The organism is Micromonospora rhizosphaerae (assembly GCF_900091465.1).
GTDB classification, from domain to species: domain Bacteria; phylum Actinomycetota; class Actinomycetes; order Mycobacteriales; family Micromonosporaceae; genus Micromonospora; species Micromonospora rhizosphaerae.
Genome location: NZ_FMHV01000002.1, coordinates 6904136 through 6916598 on the forward strand (window position 1 = coordinate 6904136; position 12463 = coordinate 6916598).

Sequence of the window (12463 nt, forward strand, 5' to 3'; positions counted from 1 at the left end):
CCCGATGCGCACCTCACACCGGATCGCCGGCCGGGACGCCCCGACAGGTCATCCGCCCGGGAGTCCCCGTTCGCGATTACTCCGTCGGCGGCAGCGGCGAACGGCGGCTCTTCGGCAGCCGCAGCACCTCGAACTGGTCGGTCCCGTCGACGAGCGCGGCGGAGGGCTCCGGCCGGGGCGCCGGAGCGGCGTCCGCCGGCGCGAGCGAGGCGGCGGCGACCCCCGGTGCGTCCGCCGACCCGGCCATCGCGGGCTCCCCGGCCGCCCGGGCGGGCCGACCGGTCCGGCGGGCGCGACGCTCCCGCAGCGACTCCTTGGTGCGCTCCACCATCGTGTAGAGCGTCGGCACCAGGATCAGCGTCAGCAGCGTCGAGCTGAGCAGACCACCGATCACCACGACCGCCAGCGGCTGCGAGATGAAGCCGCCCTCGCCGGTCAACCCGAAGGCCATCGGCAGCAGCGCGAAGATGGTGGCGACCGCGGTCATCAGGATCGGCCGCAGCCGGCGCCGGCCGCCCTCGACCACCGCCTCGGTCACGCCCATCCCCCGCGCCCGGTACTGGTTGATCAGATCGAGCAGCACGATCGCGTTCGTCACCACGATGCCGACCAGCATCAGCACGCCGATCAGCGCCGGCACGCCCAGCGGGGTGCCGGTGGCCAGCAGCAGTCCGATCGCGCCGGTCGCCGCGAACGGGATGGACACCAGCAGGATCAGCGCCTGGGTCAGGCTGCGGAACGTGCCCACCATGATCAGGAAGACGATCGCGATCGCGGCGAGCACGGCCAGCCCCAGGTCGCCGAAGGCCTCCTTCTGGTCGGCGCTCACGCCGCCCACGGCGAACGTCGCCCCCGGCACGTCCAGGGCATCCAGCCGCTTCTGCAGCTCCTGGGTGGTGGCGCCGAGGTTGGAGCCGGTGGCCGTACCGGTGACGGAGACGCTGCGCTCGCCGTCGATCCGGGTGACCTGCTGCGGCCCCTCCACCTGGTGCACGTCGGCGATGTCGTCCAGCTTGACCCGGCCCACCGGCAGGGCGCGCAGCTCGGCCACGGTCAGCGGCGGCCGGGCGCCGGTGCTCAGCACCACGTCCTGCTGGGCCCCGTCGAGGGCGACCTGGCCCAGCGGCGCGCCCCGGTACGCCTGCGCGACCAGCTGCCCGACCGCCGCCTCGGTCAGCCCGGCCCGGGCCGCGGCGACCCGGTCGACGCTGACCTCGATCCGGGGCACCCGCTCGGCCAGGCTGGTGGAGACGTCCTCGACGTCCGGCGTACCTTCCATCGCCCCGCGGGCGGCCTCGGCGGCCCGGGCCAGCACCTCCGGGTCGGTGGCCTGCACGACCACCTCGAGTCGGTTGGCGGAGGCGCTCTGCCCCGCACCGAAGCTGATCTCGCCCGCGTCGGGCCCGAGCGCATCCAGTTCCGGGCGCAGCTTGCGCTTCATCGCGGCCGCGTCGGTGTCGCCGTCGAGGGCGACCGAGAACGTGGCGGTGTTGTTGCCGCCGCCGCCCTCCCAGGGCCGGTCGTTGCCGCCCGCCGTCACCTGGTAGGTCCGCACGCCCTCGGTCCGCCCCAGCACCTCCTCGACCTTGCGGGCCGCCTCGTCGGTGCCGGCCAGGCCGGTGCCCGCCGGCAGCTGCTGGGTGATGTTCAGCGTGTCCTGGCCGGAGTCGTCCAGGAAGTTGGTCTCCAGCTGGCGGGAGAGACCGAAGGTGCCGAGCAGCACCAGCAGGCCCAGCCCGACGGTGGCCCAGCGGGTCTTCCGGGAGCGGGTGGCGAACCCGATCGCCGGCAGGTACGCCCGCTGCAACGGGCTGCGCAGCTCCCGCTCCTCCGCGCTCCGCCGGCTCGCGGCCTGGTGGGCGCCGCCGGCCCGGCGGGGCCGGAGGAACCAGTACGCGAGCACCGGGATGACGGTCAGCGAGACCAGCAGCGAGGCGAGCAGGGCGACCGTGACGGTGATCGCGAAGGGCGCGAAGAGCTGCCCGACGAAGCCCCCGACCAGCGCGATCGGCGCGAAGACGGCGACCGTGGTCAGGGTCGAGGCGGTCACCGCGCCGGCCACCTCACGGACCGCGCCGAGGATCGCGTCCCGCTTCCGCTCGCCGTACTCCAGGTGTCGCTTGATGTTCTCCAGCACCACGATGGAGTCGTCGACCACCCGGCCGACGGCGATGGTCAGCGCGCCGAGGGTGAGCAGGTTGAGCGAGTAGTCTCCGACCCAGAGCGCGATCAGCGCGACCAGCACCGACAGCGGGATGGAGACCGCGGTCACCGCGGTGGAGCGAATCGAGAGCAGGAAGACCAGGATCACCACGACCGCCATCAGCAGGCCGAGCAGACCCTCGGTGGTGAGGCTCTCGATGGACTTCTCGACGAACGGGGCCTGGTCGAAGACGACGGTCAGCTCGGCGCCGGAGGCGGCCTTCAGCTCGTCCAGCCGGTCCCGGATCTCGTGCGAGATCTCCACCGCGTTGCCGTCCGGGCTCGCGGTGACCGCGATGCCCAGGCTGGGCCGGCCGTTGGTCCGGGTGATCGCGGTGGCCGGGGCGAGCTGCTGCTCGACCCGGGCGACGTCGCCGAGGCGGACCGGGGCGGCGGGGGCGGTGGAGACGACGATGCCGCGCAGCTCGTCCACATTCCGGATCGGGGTGCCCACCTGGACCGGGAGCGAGCGGCTCCCGTCGGCCACCGCGCCGGCCGGCACCGCGACGCCGTTGGTCTGCAGCGCCTGCCCGATGGCGGTGGGCGCGAGCCGGGCCGCGGCCAGCTTCGCCGGGTCAGGGGTGATCACCACGACCTGGTCGCGGGCGCCGGTCACCGCGACCGTGCGGACCCCCTCCAGCCCCTCCAGCTCGGGTACGACGGTCTGCCGCAGCTTCTCGGCCAGGGCGCGCTCGTCCGCGCCGCCGGTCGCCGCGACCACCACGGCGGGCAGGTCGTCGGTGCTGCCGGCGAGGACCTGCGGGTCCACCCCCTGCGGCAGCTGCGCCTCGATCCGGTTCAGCGCGGTCTGCATCTTGTTGACCACGTCGCCGAGGTCGGTGCCGAACTTGTACTGGACCAGAACGGTGGTGGAGCCCTCGCGGGAGGTGGAGGTGACCTTCTCCAGCCCCGGAATGCCCTGGAGGCTGTTCTCGATCGGCTCGGTGACCTGGGACTCGACGATCTCCGGCGCGGCGCCCGGGTAGGCCGCCACGATGAACGCGGCCGGGTACTCCAGCGACGGCAGGAGCTGCTGCTTCAGCGACGGCACGGCGTACGCCCCGAACGCCGTGGTCACCAGCGCGATGAGGGCGACCAGCCCCCGGTTGGCGAGGCTGAATCTGGCGAGCAGCGACATCGGCGTGGCTCACTTCCGGGGGAGGTCTGCGAGGTAGGGAGAAGTCTGCCCGACCCGATCTTCCCCGCCGCCGTCAACCCCCCGCTGCCCCGCCCGCCCCGACCGTCGGTGCGGGCGGCTCAGACGAGATCCAGGGAGCGCGCTGCGGCCAGGGCGTCGTTGGCGATGGTCACCGGGGCGGGGGCGGTGGAGATCGCCCACTCCGGGTCCTTCAGGCCGTGGCCGGTGACCGTGCAGACCACTGTGGACCCGGCCGGGACCCGGCCGGCCGCCGCCTGCTGGAGCAGGCCGGCCACGCTGGCCGCGCTGCCCAGCTCGACGAAGACCCCGACCTCCCGCGCCAGCAGCCGGTACGCCGTCAGGATCTCCCGGTCGGTGACCGCGGCGATCAGGCCCTCCGAGGCGTCCCGGGCGTCGATCGCCCTGGTCCAGCTCGCCGGGTTGCCGATCCGGATGGCGGTGGCGATGGTGGACGGCTCCGGCACCACCTGGCCGGTGACGATCGGCGCGGCGCCGGCCGCCTGGAAGCCGTACATCTTCGGGGCGCGGGTGGCGTTGCCGGCCAGTACGTCCTCGGAGTAACCCATCCAGTAGGCGGAGATGTTGCCGGCGTTGCCGACCGGCAGGCAGTGGATGTCCGGCGCGTCGCCCAGCGCCTCGACGATCTCGAAGGCGGCGGTCTTCTGGCCGTGCAGCCGATCGACGTTCACCGAGTTGACCAGGGCCACCGGGTAGTCCTGGGCGAGCTTGCCGGCCAGCGCCAGGCAGTCGTCGAAGTTGCCCTGGACCTGGAGCAGCTTCGCGCCGTGCACCAGCGCCTGGGCCAGCTTGCCCAGGGCGATCTTGCCCTGCGGCACCAGCACCGCGCAGGTGATCCCGGCGCGCGCCGCGTACGCCGCGGCGGAGGCGCTGGTGTTGCCGGTGGAGGCGCAGATGATCGCCTTGTCACCGGCCTCGACCGCCTTGGAGACGGCGACCGTCATGCCGCGGTCCTTGAACGACCCGGTCGGGTTGGCCCCCTCGACCTTCAGGTGGACGTCGGCGCCCACCCGTGCGGAGAGCACCGGCGCCGGCAGCAGCGGGGTGTTCCCCTCGTGCAGGGTGACGACCGGGGTGGCGTCGGTGACCGGCAGCCGGTCGCGGTACGTCTCGATCAGACCCCGCCACATGTCGCCCTCCTTCGCCGCTACCGCCCCGCCGAGCCGGGGGCACCTCCAGACTGGCCCAACCCTCCCGACCGGTCCACGGCGCACCTGCCCTTAACCACCAGGCGAGACGCGAACCCCGACTGGCCTACAGGCCACCCTCGACCCGCAGCACGCTCGCCACCGAGCGGACGATGTCCAGCCCGCGCAGTTCGCGCACCGTGGCCGCGAGCGAAGCGTCCGGCGCGACGTGGGTGACGATGACCAGGTCGGCGTCCTCGCCCCGGCCGGCCGATCCGCCGCCCGCCGGGCCCTGCCGCACGGTCGCGATGGACACGTCGTGCCGGGCGAAGACGCTGGCCACCGCGGCCAGCACACCCGGCCGGTCGGCCACGTCGAGGCTGATGTGGTAGCGGGTCAGCGCCTCCCCCATCGGCCGCACCGACAGGTCCGCGTACGCCGACTCGCTGGCCGCGTGCACGCCGGCGAGCCGGTTGCGGGCCACCGCCACGACGTCGCCGAGGACCGCGCTGGCGGTCGGCGCGCCGCCGGCGCCTCGGCCGTAGAACATCAGCTGCCCGGCCGCCTCCGCCTCGACGAAGACCGCGTTGAACGCGTCCCCGACGCCGGCCAGCGGGTGGGTCAGCGGAATCATCGCGGGGTGCACCCGGACGCTGACGGTCTCCCGGCCGGCCGCGTCGGTGCCCCGAGCCGCGATGCAGAGCAGCTTGATCGTGCAGCCCATCGCCTTGGCGCTGGCCACGTCGGCGGCGGTCACGTCGGTGATGCCCTCGCGATGCACGTCGGCCGCGCGGACCCGGGTGTGGAACGCCAGCGAGGCGAGGATGGCCGCCTTCGCCGCCGCGTCGAAGCCCTCCACGTCGGCCGTCGGGTCCGCCTCCGCGTACCCCAGCTCGGTCGCCTCCTCCAGGGCCTCGGCAAAGCCGGCGCCGGTGGCGTCCATCGCGGAGAGGATGAAGTTGGTGGTGCCGTTGACAATGCCGGTGACCCGGTTGATCCGGTCCCCGTGCAGCGACTCGCGCAGCGGCCGCAGCAGCGGGATCGCCCCCGCCACGGAGGCCTCGTAGTAGAGGTCGGCACCGCCCTCGGCGGCCGCGTCGTGCAGCGCCGCGCCGTCCTCGGCGAGCAGCGCCTTGTTGGCGGTGACCACGCTCTTGCCGGCCCGCAGCGCCTCGATGAGCCAACCACGGGCCGGCTCGATGCCGCCGACGACCTCCACCACGATGTCGACGTCGTCCCGCTTGATCAGCCCGAGCGGGTCGGTGGTGAAGATGGCGGGGTCGACCGGCAGGTCGCCGCGGTCCCGGCCGAGCCGGCGGACCGCGATCCCGGCGATCTCCAACGGGGCGCCGATGCGGGCGGCGAGGTCGGCCGACTGCTCGTGCAGCAGCCGCACCACGTCGCTGCCGACCGTGCCGCAGCCGAGCAGCGCCAAGCGGACAGGTGAGGTCATCCGACATCCAATGCGAGCAGGTCTTCTTCCGTCTCCCGCCGGACGATCAGACGCGCGCGGCCGTCGCGCACCGCGACCACCGGGGGCCGGGGCACGTGGTTGTAGTTGCTGGCCATGCTCCGGCAGTAAGCGCCGGTGCCGGGCACCGCGACAAGATCTCCGGGCTGCACGTCGGCGGGCAGGAATTCATCGTTCACCACGATGTCCCCGGACTCACAGTGCTTTCCCACCACGCGGGCGAGCAGCGGCTCCGCGGACGAACGCCGGTTCGCCACGGTCGCCGAGTACGACGCGCCGTAGAGCGCCGTCCGGATGTTGTCGCTCATCCCGCCGTCGACGCTGACGTAAGCACGATGTCCGTCCGCTCCACCGCCACCGGCGCCTACCGGCACGAGCTTGACCGTGCCGACCTCGTACAGCGTGAAGACAGCGGGGCCGACGATGGCCCGGCCCGGCTCGATGGAGAGCTGCGGCACGGCCAGCCGCTCGGCGTCGCACTCCCCCTCGACGATCTTGCGCAGCCGCTTGGCCAGCTCCTGAGGCGGAGCGGGATCGTCCTGGGTGGTGTACGCGATGCCGAAGCCGCCGCCCAGGTCCAGCTCGGGCAGCTCCACCCCGCGCGCGTCGCGGATCTGCGCCTGCAGGCCGAGCACCCGCCGGGCGGAGACCTCGAAGCCGCTGGCGTCGAAGATCTGCGAGCCGATGTGCGAGTGCAGCCCGCGCAGCTCCAGCACGCCCTCGTCCAGGATCTTGAAGGCTGCCGCGGCAGCCGCCCCGCCCGCGAGCGAGAAGCCGAACTTCTGGTCCTCGTGCGCGGTGGCGATGAACTCGTGGGTGTGCGCCTCGACGCCGACGGTGACCCGGACCAGCACCCTGGGGCGTACGCCCCGCTCCCGGGCCAGCGCGGTGAGCCGGTCGATCTCGGCGAACGAGTCGACGATGATCCGCCCCACCCCGGCGTCCACCGCCCGGGCCAGCTCGGCCTCGGACTTGTTGTTGCCGTGGAAGCCGATCCGCTCCGGCGGCATCCCGGCCGAGAGCGCGACGGCCAGCTCCCCGCCGGTGCAGACGTCGAGGAAGAGCCCCTCCTCGGCGATCATCCGGACCACCGCGCGGCAGAGGAACGCCTTGCCGGCGTAGTAGACGTCGGTGTCCGCGAAGGCCGCCCGGAACTCCCGGCAGCGCGACCGCAGGTCGTCCTCGTCGAGGACGTATACCGGGGTGCCGAATTCGGCGGCGATGTCGCGGACGCTGAGGCCCGCGACGGCGAGCGCGCCGTCGGCGGCCCGGGCCACGTTGCGCGGCCAGAGCGCCGGCACCAGGGAGTTGACGTCGACCGGGGTACGCAGCCAGGCCGGCCCCCGGTTGCCGATGTCGCCGTGCAGGGCACCGGCCTCGTGCGCGCGCATGACTGGTTACATCCTCTCTGGGGCGGAGACGCCGAGCAGGTGCAGGCCGTTGGCGATGACCACGCGGGTGGCGTCGTTCAGCCAGAGCCGGGCGCGGTGGGTGTCGTTGATCTCCTCGTCACCCTGCGGGGTCACCCGGCACTGGTCGTAGAACCGGTGGAACGCCGGCGCCACGTCCCGTTCCAGGTAGTGCGCGAGCCGGTGCGGCTGGCGCAGCTCGGCGGCGGTGGCCACCACGGCCGGGAACCCGGCGAGCGCCTTGAGCAGCTCGTGCTCCTTCTCGTGGGCGAGCAGCTCCGGGCGGAAGTCCTCCGGCGCGCCCCGGGTCAGCCCCACCTCGGCGGCCTGCCGCGAGACGCCGGCGGTCCGCGCGCCGACGTACTGCACGTAGTAGACCGGGTTGTCGTTCTTGGCCCGGGTCCACAGCTCGACGTCGATGTCGATCGGCGAGTCGGCCGAGTAGCGGGCCAGCGCGTAGCGGGCGGCGTCCACCCCGATCGCCTCGACCAGGTCCTCCAGGGTGACCACCGTGCCGGCTCGCTTGCTCATCCGCACCGGCGCGCCGTCGCGGACCAGGTTGACCAGCTGGCCGATCAGGATCTCCAGGTTGCGCTCCGGGTCGTCACCGAAGCACGCGGCCATCGCCTTCATCCGGCCGATGTAGCCGTGGTGGTCCGCGCCCAGCATGATCACCACATGCTCGAAGCCGCGCTCGCGCTTGTCGAGGTAGTACGCGCAGTCGGCGGCGAAGTAGGTCCACTCGCCGTTGGACTTGCGCAGCACCCGGTCCTTGTCGTCGCCGAACTCGGTGGTGCGCAGCCAGGTCGCGCCCTCGGCCTCGAAGACGTGCCCCTGCTCCCGCAGCCGGTTGAGGGCGAGATCCAGCTCGCCCCGGTCGTGCAGATCCTTCTCGTTGAAGTAGGTGTCGAACTCGACGCCGAACTCGTGCAGCGACGACCTGATCTCGTCGAACATCAGCGCGACGCCCTCGACCCGGAACACCTCCTGGGCGGCGGCGTCGTCCAGCTGCAATACGTCCGGCCGACGGTTGCGGACCTCGGTGGCGATCTCCGCGAGGTACGCGCCGCCGTAGCCGTCCTCCGGGGTCGGCTCGCCCTTGGCGACGGCGAGCAGCGAGCGGGCGAACCGGTCGATCTGCGAGCCGGCGTCGTTGAAGTAGTACTCCGTGCCGACGTCGGCGCCGGTGGCGCGGAGCAGCCGGCTGAGCGCGTCGCCGACGGCCGCCCAGCGGACCCCGCCGATGTGCACCGGGCCGGTCGGGTTGGCCGAGACGAACTCCAGGTTGATCTTCTGGCCGGCGAGTCGGTCGCTGCGGCCGTACTCCGCGCCGGCCTCGACGATCACCTTGGCGAGCTGGCCGGCGGCGGCCGCGTCGAGCCGGATGTTCAGGAAGCCGGGGCCGGCGATCTCCACCGACTTGACCCCCGCCGCCCGGCCGAGCTGCTCGGCCAGCGCCGCGGCCAGCTCCCGCGGGGGCACGCCCACCTTCTTGCTCAGCTGCAGCGCCAGCGTCGAGGCGTAGTCCCCGTGCTCGGGGTTGCGGGGTCGCTCGACGGCGGTCTGCGCGGGCAGCGCGGAGCGGTCCAGCCCCCGTTCGGCGAAGACGGCGTGGGCGGCGGCGAGGACGGCCTCGGCGAGTTCTGCGGGAGTCACCGAACCATGTTATCGGGGGTAGACTCGGTCCCCGCGGCGGCGACCCAGCATGTGACCGGCCCGCCAGATCCCCTGACCGAGCGACCTGACGAGGCACGATGAGCATCAGCACCCCGGGCGGCCCGGAGCGCCGTCCGACCGTGGTCAGCACCGGCAAGAAGCCCGCCGCCGGCCGCCCCGCCGCTGCCGGCAAGCCATCCGGCGCCAAGGCCGGCACCGGCAAGGGCACCCCGCGGCCGACCTCGGGCGGCAAGGGACGCAAGCCGGTGGCGCCGGTGAAGGTGAGCCAGGGCCGGTCCTGGGGTCCCATCGCGCTCTTCGTCGCCGTCGGCCTGCTCGCCGCGGCGATCATCGGGTACGGCGCGTACGCCGCCTTCCAGGGCTCGAAGCCGTGGGAGGAGCGGGCTAACGGCATCGACGGCATCGTCAACTACCGGGAGAAGGACAAGTCGCTCGTCCAGGGCGGTCAGCACCAGCAGGGCCCGATCAAGTACTCGGTCCTCCCCCCGGTCGCCGGCCCGCACAACCCGGCCTGGCAGAACTGCATGGGCGACGTCTACGACGCGCCGATCGCCAGCGAGCACGCGGTGCACAGCCTGGAGCACGGCGCGGTCTGGATCACCTACCGGCCGGACCTGCCCGCGGACCAGGTGGCGAAGCTCAAGAGCAAGGTCGAGGGCAAGGAGAAGCTGATGCTCAGCCCGTTCGACGGGCTGGACAAGCCGATCTCGCTGCAGGCGTGGGGCTACCAGCTCAAGGTCGACAACGCCGACGACAGCCGGATCGACGAGTTCATCAAGACGCTGCGGGTCAACGCCTCCGTCGAGGGTCCGAACGCCAACTGCGGCCAGGGCATCACGGCGACCGGCACCACGCCGCGTGAGCTCGGCAACCAGATGCCCACCCAGTAAGAGGGCGCCCGATGACTGCTCCCGCCATGACGGACAGCGCGCCGGACGAGACCCCGGTCACCGATGACGGTGGCCGGGGGTCCGCGCGCCGGTTCGGCGTCCTCGCGCTGGCCGCCGCCGTCGTGGTCGGTCTCCTCCTCGGGTACGCGGGCGGCCTGCTGACCCCGACGCTCACCCGTCCGGGTGACACCTCGGCCGAGGCGGGCTTCGCCCGGGACATGACCACCCACCACGCCCAGGCGGTGGAGATGGGGCTGATGGCCTTCCAGCAGGGCGAGGACCCGGAGGTACGCCAGATCGGTGGCGACATCGCCACCGGCCAGCAGGGCGAGATCGGCACGATGCAGACCTGGCTCCGCTCCTGGGGGCTGGACCCCACCGGCGACCAGCCGCCGATGGCCTGGATGCCGGACGGCGCCGGCGCGGTGAAGAACGGGCTGATGCCGGGCATGGCCACCCCGGGGGAGATGGACAAGCTGCGGGCGGCCAGGGGGCACGAGTTCGACGTGCTCTTCCTGCAGATGATGATCAGGCACCACCTCGGCGGGATCCACATGATCCAGGGGATCCTCGACCAGGGGCACGACGACGACGTGCTGAAGGTCGCACAGACCATGAAGAACACCCAGCAGACGGACCTGACCAACCTGCAGAACGCGCTCAAGCGCCTGGGCGGCTGATCCCCCGTTCCACTCCGACCGAGCGGCCCGCGTCGTCACGACGCGGGCCGCTCGGCATCCGGACTCCTCTTTGTCCGGTATGAGACTTTAGACCGTATCAGGCTGTCCGACCCATTGCTTTGCTTGGTGAGTTTTCTCCACACATATCGTGACCAGTTGCGATTCGGGCTCGTTGCGCAGGACGTGGGGGTTGCACTCAGAGACGCGCGGCGTTCGGTCACCAGCTGGTGCCGGCGCCACACCATCGGCGGTGACGGGGCGGTGGCAGCCGTCCGTCGCGGACAGCGGCAGGGCGAGTCGGGAACGCTCAGCCGCGAACAGGAACTCGAACTGATCGACGTGCTGCGGGGCGTCCACCCCGACGAGTTCGGCCTGGACGAGGAGCTCTGGACGCGACAGAGCCTGACCACCCTCGTCCAGCGCCGGTTCGACCTCACGATGGACGCCGGCACGGTCGGGGCGTACCTGCGGGCCTGGGGGTTGGGTCCGCGGGAGCCCCGGGAGCGGGCCTGCGGGCTGTGTGTCGGCGCGGTGGAGCGCTGGGTACGCAGCGAGTACCCGGCCATCACCCGGGCCGCCCAGGAGCACCTCGCGGACGTCTACTGGATCGGCCGGATCCGCCTCCGCGGCACCATGCCGGCGGCGGACGTGGTCTCCGCGGTGTCGTCCCGTGGCCGGGTGCGCTTCATGATCACCACACACGCGGTCGACCCGCCGCTGCCCCGCGACTTCCTGCTGCGGCTCAGTGGCGCCGAGGAGCGGACCGTGCACCTGATCGTCGACGGCTCCTGGCCCCGCAACGAGTGGCCGCGCCGGCTGCCCCGGCGCATCGTCCTGCACCCGCTCCCCAGCTGCGGCCGCCCCGTGGCCGCCGCCTGACCGGGACGCGTTTCCCGTTGATCATGGAGTTGGCGGCGATGGTGATCTCTAGCGCTGCCGCCAGCCTCATGATCAACGGTGGCGGGGCGGGTGGGTGGCGCGCGGGATACCGATTGGGCGATCCGGAGCCGGGTTTGCTACTCTTCTCGGGTCGCTGAGCCCCCGTAGCTCAGGGGATAGAGCACCGCCCTCCGGAGGCGGGGGCGCAGGTTCGAATCCTGCCGGGGGCACCAGAGTTGACCAGCACGAGAAGGCCCCTGACCAGGCAAAACCCGGTCAGGGGCCTTTATCATGTGTCCGGCTGTATCCGGCCGTCAGCAGCCCGTAGCGGGCGAGGCTTGCACCTCGGCCGTGAACGTCGCCGATCGTGCCCACCGCCACACGCGGTTGATCGTCCCCTTGGGAAGCTCCTCCTTGTTGCGCTCCGCCACGAACAGGCGGTCATTCGGCCCGTAGCCGAACAGCTCGACGTGAGCGTTGATGATCGCCGTTAGTTCGGGCGGACACGGAACCGTCCGCGTCTCCCCCCGTGCCCGCTGCTTGAGTTGGCGACTGTCCCGGTTCTTCCCGCTGTCGGTCCATTCGCGGCCCGCGTGCGGGTCCGCTCCGTCAAGGGTGAATTCCCCCCACCCCTTTCCGGCAGGTGCAGATTCGGCTTAGCGACACGTACGGCTTCCTCCGGGCGCAGAGCCGCGTAGTACAGGCAGGCATAGAAAGCGACCATGCGCGGACCGATACGCCCCTGCTCTCGCACCCCTTCCAGCAGAGCCGCACCTGCACCGGGTTAGCCACCGACCGCCTGTCGATCGTCGTAACGGTTTTCGGTGGCTTCCACTTCAACTGCGGTAGCGGATTTGCCGGAAGCAACCGCTTCTCTACCGCGTATTCGATCGCCGTATTGAATATCTTCCGGCGGCGACTGATGACGCTCGGCGCGGCCCGCACGCCGTT

Annotated in this window: 8 protein-coding genes and 1 tRNA gene; 4 read left to right on the forward strand and 5 right to left on the reverse strand. The window is 72.2% G+C overall.

Annotated features, from left to right (window positions below):
• Positions 1–76: 76 nt before the first annotated feature.
• From GA0070624_RS32475 to argS, 5 genes are all read right to left on the reverse strand, one after another.
• A complete protein-coding gene (locus GA0070624_RS32475; RefSeq protein WP_091347336.1) occupies positions 77–3340 on the reverse strand; it encodes an efflux RND transporter permease subunit in 3264 nt (1087 codons plus the stop codon).
• A gap of 119 nt (positions 3341–3459) precedes the next feature.
• The gene (gene thrC, locus GA0070624_RS32480) at positions 3460–4509 is read right to left on the reverse strand and encodes a threonine synthase (protein ID WP_091347338.1); all 1050 of its coding nucleotides are present in this window, start codon (positions 4507–4509) and stop codon (positions 3460–3462) included.
• Positions 4510–4633: 124 nt separating this feature from the next.
• A complete protein-coding gene (locus GA0070624_RS32485; RefSeq protein WP_091347340.1) occupies positions 4634–5959 on the reverse strand; it encodes a homoserine dehydrogenase in 1326 nt (441 codons plus the stop codon).
• Complete coding sequence (gene lysA / locus GA0070624_RS32490) at positions 5956–7368, reverse strand: diaminopimelate decarboxylase (protein WP_091347342.1); 1413 nt, start codon at positions 7366–7368, stop codon at positions 5956–5958. The genes GA0070624_RS32485 and lysA overlap by 4 nt, the downstream gene beginning before the upstream one ends.
• 6 nt (positions 7369–7374) lie before the next feature.
• Positions 7375–9042: an arginine--tRNA ligase gene (argS, locus tag GA0070624_RS32495; protein WP_091347344.1), complete on the reverse strand. Its 1668-nt coding sequence runs from the start codon at positions 9040–9042 to the stop codon at positions 7375–7377.
• Between the two features lie 98 nt (positions 9043–9140).
• On the opposite strand from argS, the gene GA0070624_RS32500 reads away from it, so the two are divergent.
• From GA0070624_RS32500 to GA0070624_RS32515, 4 genes are all read left to right on the forward strand, one after another.
• A complete protein-coding gene (locus GA0070624_RS32500; RefSeq protein WP_091347346.1) occupies positions 9141–9953 on the forward strand; it encodes a thioredoxin-like domain-containing protein in 813 nt (270 codons plus the stop codon).
• An 11-nt stretch (positions 9954–9964) separates the two neighbouring features.
• Positions 9965–10633 (forward strand): DUF305 domain-containing protein, encoded by a 669-nt coding sequence (locus tag GA0070624_RS32505; protein WP_091347348.1) that lies wholly within the window; start codon positions 9965–9967, stop codon positions 10631–10633.
• Positions 10634–10816: 183 nt separating this feature from the next.
• Positions 10817–11512 (forward strand): winged helix-turn-helix domain-containing protein, encoded by a 696-nt coding sequence (locus tag GA0070624_RS32510; RefSeq protein WP_091347350.1) that lies wholly within the window; start codon positions 10817–10819, stop codon positions 11510–11512.
• Between the two features lie 158 nt (positions 11513–11670).
• A tRNA-Arg gene (locus tag GA0070624_RS32515) sits at positions 11671–11745 on the forward strand.
• Positions 11746–12463: the final 718 nt, after the last annotated feature.

Excerpts from the sequence above, each read along its gene's own strand:
- GA0070624_RS32475 (WP_091347336.1), bottom strand. The coding sequence starts at position 3,340 with ATGTCGCTGCTCGCCAGATTCAGCCTCGCCAACCGGGGGCTGGTCGCC.
- thrC (WP_091347338.1), bottom strand. The coding sequence starts at position 4,509 with ATGTGGCGGGGTCTGATCGAGACGTACCGCGACCGGCTGCCGGTCACC.
- GA0070624_RS32485 (WP_091347340.1), bottom strand. The coding sequence starts at position 5,959 with ATGACCTCACCTGTCCGCTTGGCGCTGCTCGGCTGCGGCACGGTCGGC.
- lysA (WP_091347342.1), bottom strand. The coding sequence starts at position 7,368 with ATGCGCGCGCACGAGGCCGGTGCCCTGCACGGCGACATCGGCAACCGG.
- GA0070624_RS32500 (WP_091347346.1), top strand. The coding sequence starts at position 9,141 with ATGAGCATCAGCACCCCGGGCGGCCCGGAGCGCCGTCCGACCGTGGTC.
- GA0070624_RS32505 (WP_091347348.1), top strand. The coding sequence starts at position 9,965 with ATGACTGCTCCCGCCATGACGGACAGCGCGCCGGACGAGACCCCGGTC.